Here is a 20393-nt window from a genome sequence, read left to right on the forward strand (position 1 = left end):
GTACGTTCTTTGCATGGCCTCCGAGTCCTCCCGGATCGTCTCCGCCTGGCGGCCCGCCGTCGAAGGTGTCGTCGAGGTCTTCCACGCGCGGTTCACCGAGTACGCGTATCCGATGCACGTCCACGACTCCTGGACGCTGCTGATCGTCGACACCGGCGCCGTGCGGTACGACCTCGACCGGCACGAGCACGGCACCCCGCACGACACCGTGACGCTGCTGCCGCCGCACGTGCCGCACAACGGCTCGCCCGTCACCGCCGAGGGCTTCCGCAAGCGGGTGCTGTACCTCGACGGGACGTACCTCGGGGACGAGTTCATCGGGGCCGCCGTCGACCGGCCCGATCTACGCGATCCGCTGCTGCGGCGGCGGGTGGGCCAGGTGCACGGCGCGCTGGGGCGGCCCGGTGCGGAACTGGAGGCCGAGAGCAGGCTGTTGTTCGTCGGGGAGCGGTTGCGCGGGCATCTGCGGAACGAGTCCGTCGCCGCTCGGCCGGCCGATCCCGTGCTCGCCCGGCGGCTGCGCGAGCTGCTCGACGAGCGGATCGTCGAAGGCGTCGTACTGCGCGAGGCGGCCGGGCTGCTCGGCGCCCATCCCGCCCATCTCGTCCGGGCGTTCAGCACGGCCTACGGCATCGCCCCGCACCAGTACCTGACGTCCCTGCGGGTGGGGCGCGCCCGGCGGCTGCTCCTGGAGGGGCACACTCCGGGCGAGGTGGCGGTGGCGACCGGGTTCTACGACCAGTCGCACCTCACCCGGCACTTCCGGAGGCTGGTGGGGGTGCCCCCGGGACGTTACCGGGGCGGTACCGGGCCTGATTAGCGCTCGGGGCGCTGGGTGAGGTGGGCGAACGCGTCGAGGTTGCGGGTCGACTCGCCCCGCGAGACCCGCCACTCGTACTCCCTGCGGATCGCCGAGGCGAAGCCCAGCTCCAGCAGGGTGTTGAAGGCGCCGTCGGAGGCCTCCAGGACCTGGCCGAGCAGGCGGTCGAGTTCGTCGGCGGTGACGGCGGACAGGGAGAGGCGGCCGGTGACGTAGACGTCGCCGTGCTGGTCGACGGCGTAACTCACGCCGTACAGCTTGAGGTTGCGCTCCAGGAGCCAGCGGTGGACGCCCTGCTCGTTCTCGTCGGGGTGGCGGATGACGAAGGCGTTCAGGGACAGGGAGTGGCGGCCGACGAGCAGGGAGAGCGTCGTCTTCAGCTTGCGGGTGCCCGGGAGCTGGGCGACGTAGGTGCCGCGCTCGGGGCTCTCCCACTCCAGGTCGGCGTCCTTGAGCACTCCCTCGATGACCTGTGCCGCACGCTGTTCCTGATCGGTTTCACCCATGCAGCGAGCGTACGCGACGGCGGTGCGCCTGCATCGCGGCCGTGTAGACGTCCGCCGTGGCGGCCGCCGCCGTGTCCCAGCCGAAGGACTGGGCGTGACGGGCCGCCTGGTCGCCCAGCCGGGGCACGAGCTGCGGGTCGTCGGCGAAGTCGCGCAGTACGCGCGCGTAGTCGGCCGGGTCGTGGCCGCGGACGAGGAAGCCGGTGTGCCCGTCGCGCACGGCGATCGGCAGGCCGCCGACCGACGCCGCGAGCACCGGAGTGCCGGCCGCCTGCGCCTCTATGGCGACCAGGCCGAAGGACTCGCTGTAGGAGGGCATGACCAGCACGGAGGCGGCGCGGAACCAGTCCGCCAGCTGCTCCTGGCCGACCGGCGGGCGGAACCGTACGACGTCCGCGATGCCCAGGCGCGCGGCCAGCTTCTGCAGGCCCTCGGGCTTGGCCAGGCCACTGCCGGAAGGGCCGCCGACGACGGGCACGAGGATGCGCGAACGCAGGTCGGGGCGCTCGTCGAGGAGGACGGCGACGGCCCGCAGCAGCACGTCGGGGGCCTTCAGCGGCTGGATGCGGCCGGCGAAGAGCGGGATCAGCGCGTCCCTCGGCAGGCCGAGACGGGCCCGGGCCGCGGCACGGCCGTCGGCGGGCGAGAAGCGGCCGAGGTTCACACCGGGGTGGACCACGGCGACCTTGTCGGCGTCGGCCGTGTAGTGCCGCACCAGTTCGTCGGCCTCTTCGGCGGTGTTGGCGATGAGGCGGTCGGCGGCGGCCACGATCTGGGTCTCGCCGATGACGCGGGCGGCCGGTTCGGGGGTGTCACCGTCGGCCAGGTTGGCGTTCTTGACCTTGGCCATGGTGTGCATGGCGTGCACCAGGGGGACGCCCCAGCGCTGGGCGGCGAGCCAGCCGACGTGGCCGGAGAGCCAGTAGTGGGAGTGGACCAGGTCGTAGTGGCCTGGGCGGTGGTGGGCCCAGGCCTGCATCACGCCGTGGGTGAAGGCGCACAGCTGGGCGGGGAGGTCCTCCTTGTTGAGGCCCTCGTAGGGGCCGGCGTCGACGTGCCGGACGAGGACGCCGGGGGCCAGCTCGACGGTCGGCGGGAGGGCGGCGGCGGTCGCGCGCGTGAAGATCTCGACCTCGATGCCGTGCGCGGCGAGACGCTGGGCGAGTTCGACGATGTAGACGTTCATGCCGCCGGCGTCGCCGGTGCCCGGCTGGTGGAGCGGCGAGGTGTGCACGGAGAGCATGGCGACGCGGCGGGGCCTGCGGTGCAGCCGCAGCCGGGCCGGCGACGACGCGGAGCGCCGGCCGAGCCTGCCGATGTACTGGCTCACGTGGCGTTCCTCCTCGCTCCGGGCATGCCTTCGCAGGGCGCACGGTGCCCTCCGACGGGGTGCAACACCGGAGCGAGGCGCTCCATTTCCCGATTCGGTAGTTTTACCGAATCATTACCGCTTGTCGCTCAACCGTTCGAGGGCGGGCGGCTCCGCCGGCCGGCACGGCCGCACGGGGATCCACCCGGGCCGCAGGAGGTCGCGTCAGGGGCGGCGCGGGGCCGCATACCCTCGTACGCATGACACCCCGCGCCGCCACCCGCCCCCTCGGCACGGTGACGCGTGGGACGACCAACCCCAACCGGCTGCGCCGCATGGACCGCTGGATCGCGGCCACGCACGGCGTCGAGCTGCGCCGCGCCCCCGACCCGGTGGCGGTCGACCTCGGGTACGGCGCCGCCCCCTGGACCGCCGTCGAGCTGTTGCAGCGGCTGCGTACGGTCGCGCCACGCGCGCGCGTGGTCGGCGTCGAGATCGACCCGGCCCGGGTCGCGGCGGCGCTGCCCTACGAACGGGCGGGGCTCGCCTTCCGGCACGGCGGCTTCGAGATCCCGGTCCCGCAGCGACCGCTGCTCGTCCGCGCGGCGAACGTGCTGCGGCAGTACGAGGAGGGCGAGGTCGCGGCCGTGTGGTGGCGGCTGTGCGCACGGCTCGCACCGGCCGACCCGGCGACCGGGTCGCGCGGCGGACTGCTGGTCGAGGGGACCTGCGACGAGATCGGGCGCCGGCACGTATGGGTCGCCCTCGGCCCGGAGGGACCGCGCACGGTCACCTTCGCGACCCGGCTCGCCTCCCTGGAGCGTCCCTCCGACCTGGCGGAGCGCCTGCCGAAGGCGCTCATCCACCGCAACGTCCCGGGCGAGCCGGTGCACGCCTTCCTGCGCGACTTCGACCGCGCCTGGGCGGCCGCCGCGCCCTACGCCTCCTACGGCGCCCGGCAGCGCTGGATCCGCGCGGTACGGGACCTGACCGCCGACTGGCCGGTGGCGGACGGACCGGCGCGATGGCGGCAGGGCGAAGTGACGGTGCGCTGGGAGGCTTTGGCCCCGGGCGCCTGATCACTCCCGTCCCGACACGGCCCGTTGGAACGATCTCTTTGAGTCCTTCGTCACACAGACGGGGAGATCGTCACGCCGGGGCATACCGCCGCCGGGGTGGCGGGAAGGACTACCTCTGTCGCTTTCCGAGCCGACGTGGCAGCATCCCCAGGCGAACCACAAGTTACTGATGGTTAATCAGTTTGGGGGCTGAGGTATGGGAACGGGCAAGCGTGGCCTGATGGCGACCGCGGTGGCCGTGGTCTGCGCGGTCACGGTGCTGGCGGCACCGGGCACGGCGTTCGCCACCCCCACCCCCTCACCCACCCCCAGCGCGGGCCCGGCCCTCGCACCCGCCAAGGACCTCGAGGCCGTCCGCAAGAAGCTCGACACGCTCTACCGCGCCGCGGGCCGCGCCACCGACGAGTACAACGCCGCCGACGAGAAGGCCGACAAGCAGTCCGCCGAAGTCGTCGAGCTGGCCAAGAAGATCGTCAAGGGCCAGGAGAAGCTCCGGAAGCTCAAGGACCGCGCGGGTGCCGCGGCCGCCGCCCAATACCGCGGCGGCGGACTGCCGCCCGAGGCCCATCTGGTGCTGAGCGACGACCCGCAGGACTTCCTCGACGGCGCGGGCCGGGTCCGCGAGGGCCACCACGCGACCAAGGGCCTGCTGGGCGAAGTGACCCGCACCCAGGAGGACTTGGAGCAGTACGCCAAGGACGCCTCGGCGCAGCTGAAGAAGCTGCAGGCGGGCCGCAAGGCCAAGGCCGCCGCGCAGAAGAAGATCGAGAAGCAGATCGCGCAGGCGGAGAAGCTCGAGTCCGCCCTGCAGAAGGAGGAGCAGGAGCGCCTCGCCGAGCTGGAGAAGGAGGCCGCGAACAGGGCGCAGACCGCCTGGCTCGGCTCCGGCATCCTCGAAGACATCAACGGCAAGGCCTCCGAGCAGGGCAAAAAGGCCGTGAAGTACGCCACGGCCCAGATCGGCAAGCCGTACCAGTGGGGCGCCGAGGGCCCCAGGACCTACGACTGCTCGGGCCTGACGTCACAGGCCTGGATCTCCGCCGGGCGCGGGATCCCGCGCACCTCCCAGGAGCAGTGGAAGCGGCTGCGGCACATCGACATCCAGGACATGCGCCCCGGCGACCTCATCATCTACTTCGACGACGCCAGTCATGTCGCCATGTACATCGGCGACGGGGCGATCGTGCACGCGCCGCGCCCCGGGCGGACCGTGACCATCGCGGGCGCCGGAACCATGCCCATCCTCGGGGTGGTGCGGCCGGACGCCGACGCCGGCTGAACGCGGACGGCGGGCGAGTGACGTACGGGGGACCGCACAGGGCCGCACACCGAACAGCCGGGCGCCGCACACCGGATATCGGACATCCGCGGTGACCTGCCCCACGTGACCCACCGCACGCCGCGCCACGAGCAAACCGCGCGCTGACGTGACGTTCGTCATCCCCGCAGCATCTCCGAGCTGTCCAACTGCTGCGCATATCGCGGCATATGACACGGGCCGATGGCACAGCGGCGTGGCTCACACCATTCCAATGCGGCGCCGACACCCGCTATGGTCCCGCTCGGTGGGTCGAGGTCCCTCGCCCCACCGTGCCCTCGGGGGGAGGGAAGGAACCCAAGACGATGCCCGTACCCATACCGCGGCAGAGAGCGATCCCGGCCGTGGAGAGTGGTCAGGCGCAGGCCGCGTCCCCGCGCGGCGGCTCGGCCGAGGAGCCCGTGAAGGACGCCTCGCCCGCAGGCCGCACGCAGGACACCGCCGGGAACACCACGGACAAGGTGGAGAACAACACCGCCCACACCAACCTGACGCTGCTGCTGATCGAGGACGATCCGGCCGGTTCGCCGATCGTGCCGGACATGCTCGACCAGGCAGGCAAGCCGATCCGCGTCCGCACGGCCCGCAACCTGACGGAGGCCGGCCGGCTGCTGACCGACGACGTCCACTGCATCCTGCTGGACCTGGCGCTGCCCGCGCCGGGCCATGGCGACTCCGAGGACGAGCTCGCCGTGCTCCGGCACGTGCTGGAGCTCGCGCCCCGGCACGCCGTCCTGGCGCTGACCGCGTCCGGCGACGCCGAGCGCGGCGCCGAGGCGGTGCGGGTGGGTGCCCAGGACTACCTCTTCCGCGACGAGCTGGACGGCAGGCTGCTGAGCCGGGCGATCCGCTACGCGGTGGAGCGCAAGCGCTCCGAGTCGGCTGAGCGCCGGCTCGCCGAGGGCCGGCTGCGCGCGCAGGAGAACCGCCGCCTGGAGCGCGGCCTGCTGCCGACGCCGCTGCTGGAGGGCTCCTCGCTGCGGTTCGCCGCCCGTTACCGCCCGGGCCGCTCGCGCGCGCTGCTCGGCGGCGACTTCTACGACGTCGTGCGCACGCCGGACGGCACGGTGCACGCCATGATCGGCGACGTCTGCGGGCACGGCCCGGACGAGGCCGCGCTCGGGGTGGAGCTGCGGATCGCGTGGCGGGCGCTGACGCTGGCGGGCCTGTGCGGCGACCAGCTGCTGGGCACGCTGCAGCAGGTGCTGGAGCACGAGCGGGCCGACGACGAGATCTTCGCGACCCTGTGCACGGTGGACATCGCGCCGGACGGCCGCCGCGCCGGGCTGTGCCTGGCGGGTCACCCGTCGCCGCTGCTGGCCCGCCCGGGCAAGCCGGCCCGCCTGCTGCCGTACGACAACAACGGACCGGCCCTCGGCCTGCTCCCCGGCGCCCGCTGGCCCCGTATGCAGGTGGAGCTGGGCGCCGAGTGGAGTCTGATGCTCTACACCGACGGCCTGATCGAGGGCCACATCGGCCGGGGCCGGGAGCGGCTCGGCCAGGACGGCATGACGGAGATGATCCGCCGCCAGTTCGCCGAGGGCCTGCGGGGCGAACAGCTGCTGCGGGCGGCGGTGAACGAGGTGCGCGACCTCAACGGCGGCGAGCTGACGGACGACGTGGCGGTGCTGCTGCTGGACCGGGTGCCGTAGCTCCCGGACGGGCTGGGCCGGGTGCCGTAGCTCCCGGACGGGCTGGGCCGGGTGCCGTAGCTCCCGGACGGGCTGGGCCGGGTGCCGTAGCCTCCCGGTCGTGCTGGGCCGGGCGCCGCAGCGCCGGCCCTCCCGCTCCGAGGGTCTTTACCGGCCGCCGTTCCACGGGCCGTAGGGGCCGTCGCTGCTGGAGCCGCGCCCGGCGCGGCCGCCGCCCGGGAGGGCCCGGATCGCGGGCCGCACGTCGACCATGTACACGATCGTCGCGATGAGGCCGATGATCGGCAGGAACGACAGGATCGGGAAGAGCAGGTTCACCACGAAGGCGATCCCGAGGACGATCAGCCAGAAGGGCTTGGTCTTCTTGTCGGCCGCTCGGTAGGCGTCCTCCCGGCGCACAGCCGCGTCGAACAACGCGAAGCCGCTGAAAACGATCAGAGCCATGCTCAGAAGCCACATCAACCCTGCGAAGCCCTGCATCAGCACAACGTCCACCACCTGACTCGGCTCGTCCTACCCGGTCACCGTACCCGTACAACGGGCCGGGCACCCTCAGGGTGCCCGGCCCGTTGTGGCCGCTCCGCCGTACTACTTCGCGGGCGGGGTGGTCTTCTTGGCGGTGGCCGGCTTGCGCACCGGGGCCTTCTTGGCGACGGGGGCCTTCTTCGCCTGGACGGCGGCGGCCGGCTTCGCCGGCTCCTCCTTGACCTCGACCGGCTGCGGCCTCGGCTTCGGCTCGACGGCCACGGCCAGCTCCTCGACGCCCTCGGCGACGTCCTCGATGCTGTCGGCGGCCTCGCCGCGCCAGGTCCGGACGGCCTGCTCGCCGTGCTCGGCGACCTTCTCGTAGGTCTCGCGGGCCTTGACGGCGTACTCGGCGGCCACGCCGACGCCGCGCAGCGCGAAGTCCTGGGCGCTCTCGCCGAACTTCTTCAGGTCGGAGTCGATCGTGCTGCCGAGCTTCTTGATGTCGACGTCGATGGAGCCGATGAACTCCGTGACCTTGGTCTGCAGGGTCTCCTGCGTCTCCTTGACGCGGGCGGAGGCCTCCTTGGCCCGGGCGGACGCCTTCTCCTGGACGGCCTTGGTGTCGGTGTTGCGTACGGCGTCGAACCGCGCGGGGGCCTCGGAGCGCAGCTGCTCCACCAGGGCCGGCACCTTCTTGGCCTGCTGAAGGGCGAGGTCGGCGGTACCTGCGGCGAAGTAGAGCGGGGTCGGGTTGCTGAGGGTCTTGCGCAGGTCGTCGGTGATGGCCATGGTGATGGTCCTCCCGGATTCTGTATCGCTTGAGGATTCGGCTGAGGGTTGTGTGATCCGCGGCGGGCGGCCCATGCCCTGGTCCGGCTCAGCCGGCCGTCTGCTGCGGATCGGTGTCGCTGCCGCCGGTGCTCTTGCGGGTGCGGCGGGTGGCGGTCGTACCGTCGTCGTTCGTGCTGTCGCTCTGTTCGGCGCTCTTGCGGCTGCGGCGCCGGGCGGACCGACCGCCGTCGGCCGGGCCGGCCGCGGGTATCCCGGTGCCGGGAGCGTCCCCGTCGACGCTCACCGCACCGTCTGCGGTGACGACACCGACGACGCCGGCACCGCCCGCCCCGTCCGCACCGTCGTCGGCCCCGAACCCGTTCTCCTTGCGGAAGGACTCGTAGATCTGCAGCAGCACCTGCTTCTGCCGCTCGTGCAGCGTCGGGTCGGCGAGGATGACGGCACGCGTCTCCACATCGTCCCGATCACGCTCGGCGTCGAGGATGCCGGCCCGGACGTACAGCGTCTCGGCGGAGATCCGCAGCGCCTTGGCGACCTGCTGCAGCACCTCCGCGCTCGGCTTGCGCAGCCCGCGCTCGATCTGGCTGAGATACGGATTGGACACCCCGGCGGCATCGGCGAGCTGCCGCAACGACAGCTGCGCAGTGCGCCGCTGCTCGCGCAGATAGTCACCGAGATTGCCGACGTTGAGCGATGCCATGCCTCCACAGTGCAGCACTCCGCTAACTATTGCAAGCACCCGCTTGCAAAAGTGCGCCAGAGCACTCGGCTGTCGCCCCTCCGCCTGCTCCGGCACGTCCTGACGCGGCACGACTGTCGTGTCAGCGGAACAGGGCGCCATGGTCCGACGCCCACTGCCGGAACGACCTGGCCGCGGACCCGGTGACCCGGGAGACGGTGTCGTGCACCTTCAGCAATGCGTCATTGACGTCCCCGCCCATCAGGTCGAGGACCGCGTCCGCGGTCTCCTCCTCCAAGAAGGAAGCCAGCTGCCGGTGGGCTTCCTCCCGGCTGATCTCGATGCAGGCCACATCCCGCCCCGACGCGGCAGCGATGGCCGCGACTTGCTGCCGAACCGTCACGCGTCCCGGCCCGGTCAGTGCGTACGTCCGCCCCCGATGGCCCGGCTCGGTCAGCGCCGCACGGGCCACCGCCGCGATGTCCGCGGGGTGGACGGTGGGGAGACCGATGTCCGCGTACGGCGCTCGGACCACGCCCTGATCGCGGATCGACTGCGCCCACCACAGGGCGTTCGAGGCGAACTGCGTCGGCCGCAGGACGGTCCAGGCCATGCCGCTGTCCTTGAGCAAGTGCTCGACGACCTGGATCTCGCGGGCCGCGGGCAGATGTGGATGAGTCTGCACCGTGATCGACGACACGAGCACCACATGCTCCACGCCTGCCTGCCGGGCAGCCGCCAGGACCTCCGCTTCCGCCCCCATGCCGGACAGCAGGAACAGCGAGCGCACTCCCTCCAGCGCGGCCTTCCGTGACTCCGCCCGCGCGAGATCGCCCTCGACGGCCACGATCCCTTCGGGGAACGCGGCCCGTCGCACCTCACGAGTCAGACCTCGCACGGGTGCGGCACCGGCCAGGTGCAACTCCCCCAGGAGAGCACTTCCGATGTTCCCGGTCGCGCCGGTCACGAGGATCATCGTCATCTCTTCCTGTCGCCAACCGGTGATCACGTACACGGCACGCTAAGACCTCGATCCCACTTGAGGTCAAGGAATCAGCCCCACGGTCGGTGAGAGCGGGGCTAGGAACGTGCGGGTTGGTTGGCGATCAGAAGAGTGCTGCCGGCAGGGCGGAAGCCCAGGCGTGCGTACATGCGAGCGACGGCGTCCTGCGCATAGGCGAGGAAGACGGTGGTCACTCCGTGGTCACGCGCGTGGCCGGCCAGGGCCGTCGTCACGGCGGCTGCGAGGCCCTGGCGGCGGGCGGTGGGAAGGGTGCCGATGCCGCCGATCTCGGTGGTGGCGTTCGCCGGGTGGTAGTGGCCTGCGGCCAGCGGGGTGCCGTCCGGGGCGAAGGCGGCGACCAGCGTTTTGTGTCCGGCGCGGAGAGTGGGGCGGACCGTTGCCACCGTGCCGTCCCGCATCAGTTCCCCGGCCACCTCCGCCAGCTCCTTGCGACCTGCCGGTTCCATCACCGTGCCCTCCTTCGCGAAGGCCAGGCGGGGAAGGGCGAGGACCGCGGGCAACGCGGGGTCGTCGGCGGTCAGCACGCGGAGCGTCACGCCCTCCGGCAGCGGCCGCGAGGGGAGCCGTTGGCGCGGATCCAACACCATCAGTGGGCGTTCCGCCACGGGCAGGCCGGCGGCCTCGACACGGGAGCGCAGCATCGGTGCCGCCTCGGCCATCCACTCGAAAGCCTCCGGCACGCCGAGCTCGCGCTGCCGTGCCCTCACCCGGGCGATGTCAGCGGCGGTGACCGCCGAGGCCCCCTCCGCGGTGGGCTGGGCATGACTGGGACCGCCGTAGTACGGGGCACCTGGCTTCCTGCGCACGAACAGCCGTAGAGGACCGAACTCTTCGGTCTCGGAGAACAGCAACGGCACGGTGGAGTAGTACTGCTCGATACGGGCAGACAGCGAGTCGCTCATGCGGCGCATCCCACCATGGATAACGAAGACCGGCACTCCGGAGAGAAGTCATCGTCCGTGAGTGGCCTTCCTCCGTACGGCCGGCCACGTAGAACAATCAGGCCAGGAACGAGTGCAGACCGGCCACCGCGAGGGTCTGCTCGGCTTCGTAGGCCTCGAAGGTGCTCACACGTCGGAAGCCGAGGCGGGCGGACAGGTCGAGGGAGCGGGTGTTGGCCGTCTGGGTCACGATCAGGACCGGCTGATCGGGCAGTTCGGAGGCGGCGGCTCGCAACGCGGCGGTGGCTGCCTCGAAGGCCAGTCCCGTACCCCAGGCGGCGCGGCGCAAGACGTAGGTCAGTTCCAGTTCCCCGCCCTCCTCGGTGACGTGTCCGGGGAGGTCGGCGGGGCGTCGGTGGATCAGGAGTACCCCCGCGAGGTCGTCGGTCGTCCGGTCGGCGATGACGAAGGTGCGGGGCTCGTCGGTGACGTGGGCGACGCCCATCGCTTCGAAGTGCTGCTCGACCGCACTCCGCGGCCTCGGGCCACCGAGGTGTAACCGGACCTGGGGATCGGTCTGCAGCTCGATGAGCCCGGCGCGGTCGGCGTCGTGCGCCTTGCGCAGCCGGAGCCGGGGCGTGGTGATCTCCGTGGTGGACAGGGTGGGTGAGGTGGCCACCGAGGCCGGAGGGTTCGGTGTGTGCGGTGTGTGCGGTGTGCGCGGTGTGTTCGACGAGGTCATGCAACCCATCCTGACCGAGCCGCCGCCCCTCGGCCCGGGGGTTCGTTCACCGGACTGACCGACCGCCTCATTCGGGCTCGGCGAGGCCCCCGACGATGCAGAAGGGATGCCCCGCCGGATCCGTGAGCACCCGCCACCTGTCCGCGTTCGGTTGATGCTCCGGCTTGCCGGCGCCCAGCTTCAGCAGCCGTGTCTCCGTCTCGTCCAGATCCGCGACCCGGAAACAGCAGTGCAGCTGTTGGGGAACGGCAGGGTCGGGCCAGCTGGGAGGCCGGTGGTCGTCGATCCGCTGGAAGGCGAGGGAGAGGCCGTTCTCGCCCTCCAGTGCGGCGAAGTCGGCGTCCGACTCCGGATGCAGATCCATTCCGGTGGCCTGCTGATAGAACACCGCCAGGGCGAGCGGATCGGCGCAGTCCAGGGTGATCGCGGTCAACTTCATCCGGCGAGCACCTCCTGGCAGTCCGCCCAGGCCGGTTCGCTCAGCAGGGGGCGGACGCGAGTGAAGAGGTCGAGGAGTTCGGGGCCCCACCGGTCACGGAAGGCGGGATCGAGGCGAGCGAGGTCGATCTCGTTGGCGGCGGACAACTCGGCGAAGTCCCGCCGCGCCTGCGGCTCCGGGGTGTGGCTCCGGCCGGTGAACCGGCCGTGAAACGGTCCGTCGGCCTCCGCCAGCGCCGGATAGGTGGCCCCTCGATCGCACGAGGCGTACAGGTACACCAGAGCCTCGGCCTCGGCACCGACCGCCGCTGCGAGTTCGCCACGGCGATCCAGGGGCAGCAGGGCGTCCGGAAAGCCGTCGGTGCCGTAGAACGCGTGGCACAGTCCCGCCAGTTGGAGGGCCGGGCGGGCGTCCCACGCGGCGAGTTGCCTCTGCACCCGCGTGAGGTGGGCGAGGAGGGTGCCGCCCGGGTGGGCGATGTCCGCCGCGCCGAGCCCGCTCAGGAGCGCGACGGCCGGTCCGGACGCGGCAAGGGAAGCAGGCACAGGGTGGAGTCCTTCCAGCAGTGGTCGGGGCAGCACCAGCAAAGGGGTGGCACCATCAAATCTGTGGACGGACCGGGCCGGCCATCGGTTTGATCCACGTCATGACGACTTCGCGGCAAGCCCTGGTCCGGGCCGCCGCCCGGAACAACGCCGAGTGGTGTGCGGCGATGTGCCGGGCGCACGGGGTGCCGGGCGGGTTCGGGCCCGACGCCTGGGCCGCCCCGGTGCGGACGCCGCTCTTCTACCCCGACGCCGTGACGCTGGGGCCGGACGCCGACCCCGACGCGCTCACCGCCCGGATCGACACGGCCTCGCCCGGTGCCTCGGTCAAGGACAGCTTCGCCGACCTCGACCTGGCGGAGGCCGGGTTCCGGGTACTTTTCGAGGCGCAGTGGATCCACCGGCCCGCCGGGTCGGCAACGGCGGCACCGGATCTCGAATGGGACGTGGCGGGCGACCCGGCCACGCTGCGTGCCTGGGCGCTGGCCTGGGACGACGGGGCGGGGAACGCGGACCTGTTCCGGCCCGGGCTGCTCGCCGATCCGGAGACCTTCGTGATCCTGGGACGCTCCGCCGGCGACACCGAGGGCAGAGTGGTCGCCGGAGCGGTCGCGAGCCGCAGTGAGCAGGTGGTCGGCGTCTCCAACGTCTTCGGGCCGGACGGCGGGCCCGACGCTGCCTGGCCTCTCGTCCTGCACGCACTCGCCCGTCTCTTCCCCACCCTGCCCGTCGTCGGCTACGAGCAGGGCGACGATGTGGCAGTCGCACTCCGGCACGGCTTCGAACCGGTGGGGCCGTTGCGGGTGTGGACGCACGGCGGGTAACCCTCTCAGGCGTCCTCAGCGTTCCGGCCCGGGCACACGCATCCCCCGCGACTCGGCGACCCGCAGCGCGTCGGTCAGGCACTCGGCGAGACGGAGGCCGGCGAAACGGACCTCGGTGTACGGCGAGTTCGGGTCGTCCAGCACCTTGCGGGCGAGGCGGAGCACGTCGGTGCCGGTGGCGAGCTGGACGGCTTCCAAGTCGTCGGCGAGACGGGAGAGGTGGCTGCCGTTGTCGTCGGTCACCAGGTAGCAGGGGTTGCCTTCCGCGGAGAGCCAGGGCAGAAGCCGGGGTGGCGGCGTGACGTGGGCCGGACCCGTGGGGCGTTCCATCAGGCGGCCACCTTCACAAGGGCCGGGCGGCGGCGTTCCTCCAGAGCGGTTTCCTGTTCATGGGCGGCGAGGTAAGGGCGGACGAGGGAAGAGGCGGTCCCGTCGAGAGGGCCGTGCAGGCCGTACGGGGAGCGGTGGCGGGGGAGCTGCGGCGGCTGCGATGCGGAGGGGCAGCTGACGAGGGTGAGGTGCACGTGGGGGAAGAGGTTCCTGCGGGGGCGGCACCGACGCCGTTTCCCGGTGCCGGGGGCGAAGAGAAGGCGCAGCCATTGAAGGGCCCGGGGGATAAGGTCGTGCATGTCGACGCTCCTTGTAAGCGTTGGCCGTGCCCCGGGAGGTCTAGCCACCTCGCCGGGGTCTTTTCGGTCTTCGACGCTACACCTGTATATAGCCCTCTGCATACAAGTGCAGAGGGATCCACACGATCGGGCAGGTGTCTACCGCTCTACGTTGGACGTATGAGCGATACCGAAGCGTCGAAGCCCACTCTGGACCCGATGAGCGCGAGACCGCTCTACATGCAGTTGGCCGACGTCATCGCCGGGAAGATCGCATCCGGGGAGCTGGCGCCGGACAGGCCCATCCCTTCCGAGAACCACCTTGCCGACGAGTACGGCGTAGCACGACTCACCGCGCGACGGGCCGCACAGGAACTCCGTGAGCGCGGCCTGATCGTCACCGTGCGAGGCAAGGGCTCCTTCGTCGTCGAGCAGCCAACCGGTGCGGCACCGGAGGGAAGCGAAAGGACCTGAAGACGTTCCTCGGTCGGAGGATCGCTCGGTAACTGCGTCCCACTACATGCCACATGCCTCTGCTCTCTCTACGCCTTAGTGCGGTGCGAGGCGCCCTCTGCGGCACAGTGAGGGAATGACAGAGCTCCCGCGCTACGAGTACGTGAAACTCGCCGACGCCATCGCCGCGGACATCGCGTCCGGCAAGCTGCCGCAGGGGGCCGCGCTGCCGGGCGAGCGCGCCATGACCGATCTGTACCGCGTGAGCATCGGCACGGTGCGTCGCGCCGTCGTCGAACTCCGGAAACGAGGGCTCGTCGCCACCCTGCCCGCGAAGGGGACCTACGTCATCGGGATGCCGGAGGCAGTCGGCGACACCCCCGAGGAGAACGAGCCGAACGGCTGAGGACCCCGCCCCACCGGGCCCGTCCCGTTACTGCGGCTTGCACGCCAGAAACGTCCCCGCCCGCCGCTTCGACCCGCCCTCCGGCTCCTGCACCACCCGTGTCGTGACCACCAGCCCGGCCCGGGCGAGCAGTTCCGCGATCCGGTCCGGCGGCAGCAGGTGCGACTCGTAGGACACCGGATGGTCGCCGTACGCCCGCGTCGGGCGCAGGTGTTCGCCGTCGCCCACATGGCCCGCCAGCATCAGCCGGCCCCCGGGCGCGAGGACGCGGTGGAACTCGGCGAACACGGTCGGCAGCCACTGCGGCGGGGTGTGGTGGGTGGAGTAGTACGCCAGGATGCCGCCGAGTTCGCCGCTGCCGATCTCCAGTGCGGTCATCGAGCCGACGGTGAAGCGGAGTTCCGGGTACGCGGCCCGGGCCAGTTCGATCATCTTCGGCGACACGTCCACGCCGAACACCGGGACTCCCAGGGCGGCCAGGTGTGCCGTCACCTTGCCGGGGCCGCAGCCCAGGTCGGCGACCGGTCCGAGGGAAGCCGTGAGTTCGGCGAAGGCGGCCAGCAGGGTGCGGGAGACCGGGTCCAGCTCGGCCGGCTCCGGCACGAGTCGGGCGTAGTCGGCGGCGACGGTGTCGTAGGAGTCGCGGACGGCGGTGACGTGGGAGGGCTCGGTCATGCCGCGAAGGTAGGCGACGGCACTGACACCGCGTACTCCGATGCCAGTACGCCGGTTTACTCCCGCCGTAAGACGCCCGTACCGCCCCTTCCCCGGCACGGTGACGGCGTGAAGCCGAACCCGAAACTCAGTCGCCCCGCCCGCCGGGCCGTGCTGGTCGTCCACGTCACCGCCTCCGCGAGCTGGCTCGGGCTCTCGCTCGGGCTGCTCGCGCTCGGGACCACCGCGGCTTCCGACGGATCCGCCGTGACCGTGGAGGCGTCCGTCCGTGCCATGAAGCTCTTCGCCGACTGGCTCCTGATCCCCGTCGCGCTGCTCACGCTCCTCAGCGGCCTGGTGCTGTCGCTGGGCACGGTGTGGGGTCTGGCCAGGTACCGGTGGGTGTACACGAAGTTCTGGCTGACCCTCGCCACGACCACCGCCACGGTGTTCGCCCTGCGCCCCGGGGTGAACTCCGCGGTCACCGCCGTCGCCGCGGGCGGGCCGCTGCCGGACGCCGGTGACGTGCTGTTCGGGCCGGTCGTGTCGCTGTCCGCCTACGTGTTCATGACGGTGATCTCCGTTCTGAAGCCCTGGGGGAAGACGCGGCGCGGCAAAAGGCCCCGTCCCGAAAGGCCAGGCCTACTTGCCTAAAGGCTTTAGGCAGATGCACACTACCTTCAGGCAGAAGGGAGGGTCCTCATGGCACGCGTGGGACTGACGCCGGAGCGGCTGACCGAGGCGGGCGCGGAACTCGCCGACGAGGTCGGCTTCGACCAGGTCACCGTCTCCGCGCTCGCGCGGCGGTTCGACGTCAAGGTCGCGAGCCTGTACTCGCACGTGCGCAACTCCCAGGACCTGAAGACCAGGATCGCCCTGCTCGCCCTCACCGAACTCGCCGACCGCGCCGCCGACGCCCTGGCCGGTCGGGCCGGCAAGGACGCCCTGGCCGCCCTCGCGAACGTGTACCGCGACTACGCCCGGGCACACCCCGGCCGCTACGCCGCGGCCCAGCTGCGGCTCGACCCGCAGACTGCGGCCGCCAGCGCCGGCGTCCGGCACGCGCAGATGACCCGGGCGCTGCTGCGCGGCTACGACCTGACGGAACCGGACCAGACCCACGCGGTCCGGCTGCTCGGCAGCGTCTTCCACGGCTACGTCAGCCTGGAGCTCGGCGGCGGTTTCAGCCACAGCGCCCCGGACACCGAGGAGACCTGGGCCCGGATCCTCGACGCCCTCGACACGCTGCTGCGGAACTGGCCCGCGGCCCCCACCGACCCCCGAGGCTGACACCCATGCACACCGAGCACGACTGGATCACCACGCCGCTCACGGCGGACCTGCTGCGCGGCGCCCTCGACGTGGAGCGCACCGAGCACGGTCTGCTCCCCCACCGCCTGCCGGCCCGGGCCCGCGCGCAGAACACCAACGCGCAGCTGGCGATGGCCGAGGCCCAGCCCTCCGGCGTACGGCTGGTGTTCCGTACCGCCGCGACGGCCGTGGAGCTGGACACGCTGCGCACCAAGCGCGACTACACCGGCTTCCCGTCGCGCCCGGACGGACTGTACGACCTGCTCGTCGACGGCCGCCCGGCCGGCCAGGCCGCCGGGACCGACGGCAACGTCCTGACCGTCGACCTGGCCACCTGGCAGGGAGAGCTCACGTCCGGTCCGGTCGGCACGGTCCGCTTCACGGGCCTGCCCGCGCGGGACAAGGACGTCGAGATCTGGCTGCCGCACAACGAGACCACCGAGCTGGTCGCCCTGCGCGCGGACGCCCCCGTGGCGCCCGCGCCGGACCGGGGGCGCCGGGTGTGGCTGCACCACGGCAGTTCGATCAGCCACGGCTCCGACGCCGCGAGCCCCACGGCCATCTGGCCCGCGATCGCCGCACTGCGGGGCGGTGCGGAGCTGGTCAACCTCGGCTTCGGCGGCAGCGCGATGCTCGACCCGTTCACCGCGCGCGCCATGCGGGACGCCCCGGCGGACCTGATCAGCGTCAAGATGGGCATCAACATCGTCAACCAGGACGCGATGCGGCTGCGCGCGTTCGGTCCCGCCGTGCACGGCTTCCTCGACACGATCCGCGACGGGCACCCGGACACCCCGCTGCTGCTCGTCTCCCCCATCCACTGCGCCATCCACGAGGACACGCCCGGTCCCACCGCCCCGGACCGCGAGGAGATCGGCAAGGGCCGCCTGGTCTTCGCCGCCATGGGCGACCCGGCGGAGACGCCCCTGGGCAAACTCACCCTCACCGTCATCCGCGAGGAGCTGGCACGCATCGTCGAACAGCGCGCCGCCGACGATCCGAACCTCCACTACCTGGACGGCCTCGACCTCTACGGCGAGAAGGACGCCGCCGCCCACCCCCTCCCCGACCACGTCCACCCGGACGCGGCCACCCACCGCCACATCGGCGACCGCTTCCACGAGCTGGCCTTCGGAGACGGAGGACCCTTCGCCGCGGCGTAGCGACCGCCCGGCCGGGGCAGGCCGGCCGGGGCAGCCCGGTCAGTCCTCGAAGCCCTGGTCCGCCAGGATCCGGCCGATGCGCGCGCGGTGGGCCGACTCCCAGTCGTCCAGGGACTCCGCGGCCTCCTTGGCCAGCTTGGCCCGGGCCGCGGCCAGGACCTCCTCGCGCCGCGCCCCGGGGACGACCACGACGCCCTCCTCGTCGGCGACGACCGTGTCGCCCGCCTCGACCTCGACCCCGCCGCAGCGCACCCGCTCGTTCAGCGGCCGTGCGGCCGACTTGGTGCCGGGGATGGGGATGACACCGCGGGCGAACACCGGAAAGCGCAGGTCCCGGACCTCGGCCAGGTCGCGGATCAGCCCGTCGGCGACGAACGCGGTGATACCCCGGCGCTGGGCGACGGCGCACACGTTGCCGCCGGCCAGGGCGTAGTCCAGGTCGCCCGACTCCACGACGACGACGGAACCGGACCCGGCCCGGTGGATCGCGGCGTGCAGCATCAGGTTGTCGCCGGGAGGGCACCGGACGGTGAAGGCCGGTCCGGCCACCCGGGGCACCGGCCCCCACAGCGGCCGGATGCCGATGTCCATGACCTGCCCGCGGCCCAGCAGATCGGCCAGCGTGGTCGTGGGTATCTCCGTGAACGCGTCGACGTCAGCCATGACACGGGACCCTAGCCGTCGGAGATTCCCCTAGAAGGGCAGTGGCTTCCCCCGCACCACCTCCAGCCGTGACACCGCCCGGGTCAGCACCACGTACAGCCGGTGCAGCCCCCGTTCCTCCGCCTCGGCGATCGCCGCCGGCTCGACCGCCACGACCTGGTCGTACTCCAGGCCCTTGACCACGCCCGCCGGCACCAGCGCGACCCGCGCGCCGAGTTCGTGTGGGCCCGCCGCCTCGATGCCGGCCGCGTCCAGGGCCGCCCGCACCCGGGGAACGTCCCCGTCCGCCGCGACGACTCCGACCGAGCCCTCCCGGACCAGCGCGTCCCGCACGGCCGCCACGACCGCCCCGGGCACGCCGTCCGGTGTCGTCTCCCGCATCCGCAACTCCCCGTCGCCGCGCAGCGAACGGGCCGCCGGCACGTCCACCTCCAGCCGCTCCAGCAGCCGGTTGGCGAGCCCCACGACCGCCCGCGGCACCCGGAAGCCGGTGGTCAGGGCGATCACGTCCGCGTCCGGTTTCCCCAGGTGCGCGAGGACCGTACGCCATGACCGCGCCGCCCACGGTGTCGTCCCCTGCGCCAGATCGCCGAGCACCGTCAGCGAACCGAAGCGGGCCCGGCGGGCGATGGCCCGGCACTCCATCGGGGAGAGGTCCTGCGCCTCGTCGACGACGACATGCCCGTACCCCTCGGGATGCCCGATCAGCCCGGCGACCTCGTCGAGCAGCACCAGATCGGCGGCCGAGAAGCGCGCCGACTTCCAGGACCGGGGCGGCCGCCGCCACAGCAGCGCCCGCTGCTCACCGGCGTCGAGGAGCCCCTCGGCAGCCGCCGCCAACACGTCCCCGTCGCCGAGCAGTTCCGCCACGACCTCCTCGGGCCGCACCCGCGGCCACACGGTGTCGACGTACGCCGACACCGGCCGCGCCCGCTCGATCCGCCGCACCCAGGCGGCGGTGGGCGGCCCGGCCCGCCGCTCGGCCTGCTCGCGCAGACACCGCACGATCCGCGCCCGCACCCGCTCCCGCCCGACCTCGTAGGGCGGTTCCTCCTGCCGCACCCGGTCCACGATCTCCGCGAGCACCCCCGCCGGGACCCGCCACCGGTACGACCCGTCCGGCACGGCGAGCGACGTCCCGCCGCCGTCTGGGCGCACCCGCGCGTAGAGGGCCCGGCGCAGCACCTCGGCCATCCGGGCGTCGTGCTTCACGACCGCGGCCGGCTCCTCGTCCACGCCCCGGACCGGGCACCGGGCGATCTCCTCCCCCAGGGTCGACTGCCGCACACCGGTCTCACCGAGCGCCGGCAGCACCTCGGCGATGTACGAGAGGAAGGTGCGGTTGGGGCCGAGGATCAGCAGGCCGCCGCGCCGGATGCGCTGCGGGTGCGTGTAGAGCAGATACGCGGCCCGGTGCAGCCCGACGGCGGTCTTGCCGGTGCCCGGCGCGCCCTGCACACACACCGACACCGCCAGGTCCGCCCGTACGAGGTCGTCCTGCTCGGGCTGGATCGTCGCGGCGATGTCCCGCATGGGGCCGACCCGGGGCCGTTCGATCTCCCGGGCGACGATCTCGCTGTCCCGCGTCTCCCCGCGCTCCAGGTGCTCGTCCTCCAGGCCGGTGAGGTCCGCGGAGTCGCCCCGGCTGCCGGGCGCCCAGCCGAACCGCCGCCGCACGGCGACGCCCTGCGGGTCGCGGGCCGAGGCCTGGTAGAAGGCGCGTGAGACGGGCGCACGCCAGTCGACGACGAGGGGCGGTTCGGCCGGGTGCTCGGAGATCCGCAGCCGCCCGATGTGCAACGGCCCGTCCCCGCTCTCCAGGGCTCCGAAGAACAACGGCCCCTCGGGCAGTTCCCGCAGCGCCTTCGCCCGGCTGCGCAGCCGGTGTCCGAGGACTTCGGCATCGGCCCCGGACGCGGACACGTCCTCACCGATGACGACCTGTTCACCGGCGCCCTCGACCATCGCGGCGAGGGCGGTCCGGCAGCGCTCGTGGTGGGCGCGTTCCGTGTCGAGGGCGTGCTGGAGGGCGGGCTCGGTCGAGGTCATTCCACCGA

Annotated in this window: 25 protein-coding genes; 10 read left to right on the top strand and 15 right to left on the bottom strand. The window is 72.3% G+C overall.

Annotation, left to right across the window (positions count from 1 at the left end; all coding sequences use genetic code 11):
- The first annotated feature begins 13 nt into the window (after positions 1–13).
- Positions 14–820, top strand: a complete 807-nt coding sequence (locus ABTX60_RS29905; RefSeq protein WP_352100120.1) for a helix-turn-helix transcriptional regulator — start codon at positions 14–16, stop codon at positions 818–820.
- Here the strand turns inward: ABTX60_RS29905 and ABTX60_RS29910 are convergent.
- Positions 817–1326: a type III secretion system chaperone family protein gene (locus tag ABTX60_RS29910; protein WP_352100121.1), complete on the bottom strand. Its 510-nt coding sequence runs from the start codon at positions 1324–1326 to the stop codon at positions 817–819. The two genes, ABTX60_RS29905 and ABTX60_RS29910, sit on opposite strands and share 4 nt — an antisense overlap.
- Positions 1319–2656, bottom strand: coding sequence for a D-inositol-3-phosphate glycosyltransferase (mshA, locus tag ABTX60_RS29915; protein ID WP_352100122.1), 1338 nt, complete (start codon positions 2654–2656; stop codon positions 1319–1321). Before mshA ends, ABTX60_RS29910 begins: the two co-directional genes overlap by 8 nt.
- Before the next feature lie 239 nt (positions 2657–2895).
- Between mshA and ABTX60_RS29920 the strand changes: the two genes are divergently transcribed.
- The 3 genes from ABTX60_RS29920 to ABTX60_RS29930 all read left to right on the top strand — a co-directional run bounded on the left by ABTX60_RS29920 (position 2896) and on the right by ABTX60_RS29930 (position 6684).
- Positions 2896–3714 (top strand): class I SAM-dependent methyltransferase, encoded by an 819-nt coding sequence (locus ABTX60_RS29920; protein WP_352100123.1) that lies wholly within the window; start codon positions 2896–2898, stop codon positions 3712–3714.
- A gap of 196 nt (positions 3715–3910) precedes the next feature.
- Positions 3911–4993 carry a C40 family peptidase gene (locus ABTX60_RS29925; protein WP_352100124.1) on the top strand — a complete coding sequence of 361 codons (1083 nt, stop codon included), beginning with the start codon at positions 3911–3913 and terminating at the stop codon, positions 4991–4993.
- Between the two features lie 344 nt (positions 4994–5337).
- Positions 5338–6684, top strand: coding sequence for a PP2C family protein-serine/threonine phosphatase (locus ABTX60_RS29930; RefSeq protein ID WP_352100125.1), 1347 nt, complete (start codon positions 5338–5340; stop codon positions 6682–6684).
- 147 nt (positions 6685–6831) lie between these two features.
- Here ABTX60_RS29930 and ABTX60_RS29935 read toward each other — a convergent pair whose 3' ends face one another.
- The 8 genes from ABTX60_RS29935 to ABTX60_RS29970 form a co-directional block, all read right to left on the bottom strand.
- Positions 6832–7164 carry a DUF2516 family protein gene (locus tag ABTX60_RS29935; RefSeq protein ID WP_352100126.1) on the bottom strand — a complete coding sequence of 111 codons (333 nt, stop codon included), beginning with the start codon at positions 7162–7164 and terminating at the stop codon, positions 6832–6834.
- A 108-nt stretch (positions 7165–7272) separates the two neighbouring features.
- On the bottom strand, positions 7273–7941 hold the full coding sequence (locus ABTX60_RS29940) for a hypothetical protein (protein WP_352100127.1): 669 nt from the start codon (positions 7939–7941) through the stop codon (positions 7273–7275).
- An 88-nt stretch (positions 7942–8029) separates the two neighbouring features.
- Entirely contained in the window at positions 8030–8644 is a 615-nt protein-coding gene (locus tag ABTX60_RS29945) for a helix-turn-helix domain-containing protein (RefSeq protein WP_352100128.1), read from the bottom strand.
- 121 nt (positions 8645–8765) lie between these two features.
- On the bottom strand, positions 8766–9599 hold the full coding sequence (locus ABTX60_RS29950) for an NAD(P)H-binding protein (protein WP_352100160.1): 834 nt from the start codon (positions 9597–9599) through the stop codon (positions 8766–8768).
- Positions 9600–9703: 104 nt separating this feature from the next.
- A complete protein-coding gene (locus tag ABTX60_RS29955; protein WP_352100129.1) occupies positions 9704–10549 on the bottom strand; it encodes a GNAT family N-acetyltransferase in 846 nt (281 codons plus the stop codon).
- Between the two features lie 97 nt (positions 10550–10646).
- A complete protein-coding gene (locus ABTX60_RS29960; protein ID WP_352100130.1) occupies positions 10647–11270 on the bottom strand; it encodes a GNAT family N-acetyltransferase in 624 nt (207 codons plus the stop codon).
- A 67-nt stretch (positions 11271–11337) separates the two neighbouring features.
- The gene (locus ABTX60_RS29965; protein WP_352100131.1) at positions 11338–11709 is read right to left on the bottom strand and encodes a VOC family protein; all 372 of its coding nucleotides are present in this window, start codon (positions 11707–11709) and stop codon (positions 11338–11340) included.
- Complete coding sequence (locus ABTX60_RS29970; protein WP_352100132.1) at positions 11706–12254, bottom strand: DUF6817 domain-containing protein; 549 nt, start codon at positions 12252–12254, stop codon at positions 11706–11708. Before ABTX60_RS29970 ends, ABTX60_RS29965 begins: the two co-directional genes overlap by 4 nt.
- Before the next feature lie 101 nt (positions 12255–12355).
- On the opposite strand from ABTX60_RS29970, the gene ABTX60_RS29975 reads away from it, so the two are divergent.
- Positions 12356–13078, top strand: coding sequence for a hypothetical protein (locus ABTX60_RS29975; protein WP_352100133.1), 723 nt, complete (start codon positions 12356–12358; stop codon positions 13076–13078).
- A 15-nt stretch (positions 13079–13093) separates the two neighbouring features.
- On the opposite strand, the gene ABTX60_RS29980 is transcribed toward ABTX60_RS29975, so the two are convergent.
- On the bottom strand, positions 13094–13408 hold the full coding sequence (locus ABTX60_RS29980) for a hypothetical protein (RefSeq protein ID WP_352100134.1): 315 nt from the start codon (positions 13406–13408) through the stop codon (positions 13094–13096).
- Positions 13408–13707 (bottom strand): hypothetical protein, encoded by a 300-nt coding sequence (locus ABTX60_RS29985; RefSeq protein ID WP_352100135.1) that lies wholly within the window; start codon positions 13705–13707, stop codon positions 13408–13410. The genes ABTX60_RS29980 and ABTX60_RS29985 overlap by 1 nt, the downstream gene beginning before the upstream one ends.
- A 159-nt stretch (positions 13708–13866) precedes the next feature.
- Here ABTX60_RS29985 and ABTX60_RS29990 point away from each other — a divergent pair, with 159 nt between their 5' ends.
- Both ABTX60_RS29990 and ABTX60_RS29995 read left to right on the top strand, forming a co-directional pair.
- Positions 13867–14160: a GntR family transcriptional regulator gene (locus ABTX60_RS29990; protein WP_352100136.1), complete on the top strand. Its 294-nt coding sequence runs from the start codon at positions 13867–13869 to the stop codon at positions 14158–14160.
- 115 nt (positions 14161–14275) lie between these two features.
- Positions 14276–14545, top strand: coding sequence for a GntR family transcriptional regulator (locus tag ABTX60_RS29995; protein WP_352100137.1), 270 nt, complete (start codon positions 14276–14278; stop codon positions 14543–14545).
- A 27-nt stretch (positions 14546–14572) separates the two neighbouring features.
- On the opposite strand, the gene ABTX60_RS30000 is transcribed toward ABTX60_RS29995, so the two are convergent.
- Complete coding sequence (locus ABTX60_RS30000) at positions 14573–15220, bottom strand: class I SAM-dependent methyltransferase (protein ID WP_352100138.1); 648 nt, start codon at positions 15218–15220, stop codon at positions 14573–14575.
- A gap of 108 nt (positions 15221–15328) precedes the next feature.
- On the opposite strand from ABTX60_RS30000, the gene ABTX60_RS30005 reads away from it, so the two are divergent.
- Genes ABTX60_RS30005 through ABTX60_RS30015 form a run of 3 tightly spaced genes read left to right on the top strand, consistent with a single transcriptional unit; the run spans position 15329 to position 17673 of the window.
- Positions 15329–15853, top strand: a complete 525-nt coding sequence (locus ABTX60_RS30005) for a DUF2269 domain-containing protein (RefSeq protein ID WP_352100139.1) — start codon at positions 15329–15331, stop codon at positions 15851–15853.
- A gap of 48 nt (positions 15854–15901) precedes the next feature.
- Positions 15902–16489, top strand: coding sequence for a TetR/AcrR family transcriptional regulator (locus tag ABTX60_RS30010; RefSeq protein WP_352100140.1), 588 nt, complete (start codon positions 15902–15904; stop codon positions 16487–16489).
- Positions 16490–16494: 5 nt separating this feature from the next.
- Complete coding sequence (locus ABTX60_RS30015) at positions 16495–17673, top strand: GDSL-type esterase/lipase family protein (RefSeq protein WP_352100141.1); 1179 nt, start codon at positions 16495–16497, stop codon at positions 17671–17673.
- A 39-nt stretch (positions 17674–17712) separates the two neighbouring features.
- Here ABTX60_RS30015 and ABTX60_RS30020 read toward each other — a convergent pair whose 3' ends face one another.
- Positions 17713–18336 (bottom strand): RraA family protein, encoded by a 624-nt coding sequence (locus ABTX60_RS30020; RefSeq protein ID WP_352100142.1) that lies wholly within the window; start codon positions 18334–18336, stop codon positions 17713–17715.
- Between the two features lie 30 nt (positions 18337–18366).
- Positions 18367–20385 carry a HelD family protein gene (locus tag ABTX60_RS30025; RefSeq protein WP_352100143.1) on the bottom strand — a complete coding sequence of 673 codons (2019 nt, stop codon included), beginning with the start codon at positions 20383–20385 and terminating at the stop codon, positions 18367–18369.
- Positions 20386–20393: the final 8 nt, after the last annotated feature.

The sequence above is a fragment of the Streptomyces sp. NPDC126510 genome, assembly GCF_040302345.1.
In the GTDB taxonomy this organism is placed as follows: Bacteria; Actinomycetota; Actinomycetes; order Streptomycetales; family Streptomycetaceae; genus Streptomyces.

Bases quoted from the DNA above. Each gene is read 5' to 3' on its own strand.
- ABTX60_RS30020 (WP_352100142.1), bottom strand. From the start codon at position 18,336: ATGGCTGACGTCGACGCGTTCACGGAGATACCCACGACCACGCTGGCC.
- ABTX60_RS29950 (WP_352100160.1), bottom strand. From the start codon at position 9,599: ATGATCCTCGTGACCGGCGCGACCGGGAACATCGGAAGTGCTCTCCTG.
- ABTX60_RS29945 (WP_352100128.1), bottom strand. From the start codon at position 8,644: ATGGCATCGCTCAACGTCGGCAATCTCGGTGACTATCTGCGCGAGCAG.
- ABTX60_RS29925 (WP_352100124.1), top strand. From the start codon at position 3,911: ATGGGAACGGGCAAGCGTGGCCTGATGGCGACCGCGGTGGCCGTGGTC.
- ABTX60_RS29935 (WP_352100126.1), bottom strand. From the start codon at position 7,164: ATGCAGGGCTTCGCAGGGTTGATGTGGCTTCTGAGCATGGCTCTGATC.
- ABTX60_RS29995 (WP_352100137.1), top strand. From the start codon at position 14,276: ATGACAGAGCTCCCGCGCTACGAGTACGTGAAACTCGCCGACGCCATC.
- ABTX60_RS29955 (WP_352100129.1), bottom strand. From the start codon at position 10,549: ATGAGCGACTCGCTGTCTGCCCGTATCGAGCAGTACTACTCCACCGTG.
- ABTX60_RS29930 (WP_352100125.1), top strand. From the start codon at position 5,338: ATGCCCGTACCCATACCGCGGCAGAGAGCGATCCCGGCCGTGGAGAGT.
- ABTX60_RS29975 (WP_352100133.1), top strand. From the start codon at position 12,356: ATGACGACTTCGCGGCAAGCCCTGGTCCGGGCCGCCGCCCGGAACAAC.
- ABTX60_RS29910 (WP_352100121.1), bottom strand. From the start codon at position 1,326: ATGGGTGAAACCGATCAGGAACAGCGTGCGGCACAGGTCATCGAGGGA.
- ABTX60_RS30010 (WP_352100140.1), top strand. From the start codon at position 15,902: ATGGCACGCGTGGGACTGACGCCGGAGCGGCTGACCGAGGCGGGCGCG.
- ABTX60_RS29960 (WP_352100130.1), bottom strand. From the start codon at position 11,270: ATGACCTCGTCGAACACACCGCGCACACCGCACACACCGCACACACCG.
- ABTX60_RS29965 (WP_352100131.1), bottom strand. From the start codon at position 11,709: ATGAAGTTGACCGCGATCACCCTGGACTGCGCCGATCCGCTCGCCCTG.
- ABTX60_RS29940 (WP_352100127.1), bottom strand. From the start codon at position 7,941: ATGGCCATCACCGACGACCTGCGCAAGACCCTCAGCAACCCGACCCCG.
- ABTX60_RS30015 (WP_352100141.1), top strand. From the start codon at position 16,495: ATGCACACCGAGCACGACTGGATCACCACGCCGCTCACGGCGGACCTG.
- ABTX60_RS29905 (WP_352100120.1), top strand. From the start codon at position 14: ATGGCCTCCGAGTCCTCCCGGATCGTCTCCGCCTGGCGGCCCGCCGTC.
- ABTX60_RS29920 (WP_352100123.1), top strand. From the start codon at position 2,896: ATGACACCCCGCGCCGCCACCCGCCCCCTCGGCACGGTGACGCGTGGG.
- ABTX60_RS29980 (WP_352100134.1), bottom strand. From the start codon at position 13,408: ATGGAACGCCCCACGGGTCCGGCCCACGTCACGCCGCCACCCCGGCTT.
- ABTX60_RS29985 (WP_352100135.1), bottom strand. From the start codon at position 13,707: ATGCACGACCTTATCCCCCGGGCCCTTCAATGGCTGCGCCTTCTCTTC.
- ABTX60_RS30025 (WP_352100143.1), bottom strand. From the start codon at position 20,385: ATGACCTCGACCGAGCCCGCCCTCCAGCACGCCCTCGACACGGAACGC.
- ABTX60_RS29990 (WP_352100136.1), top strand. From the start codon at position 13,867: ATGAGCGATACCGAAGCGTCGAAGCCCACTCTGGACCCGATGAGCGCG.
- ABTX60_RS30000 (WP_352100138.1), bottom strand. From the start codon at position 15,220: ATGACCGAGCCCTCCCACGTCACCGCCGTCCGCGACTCCTACGACACC.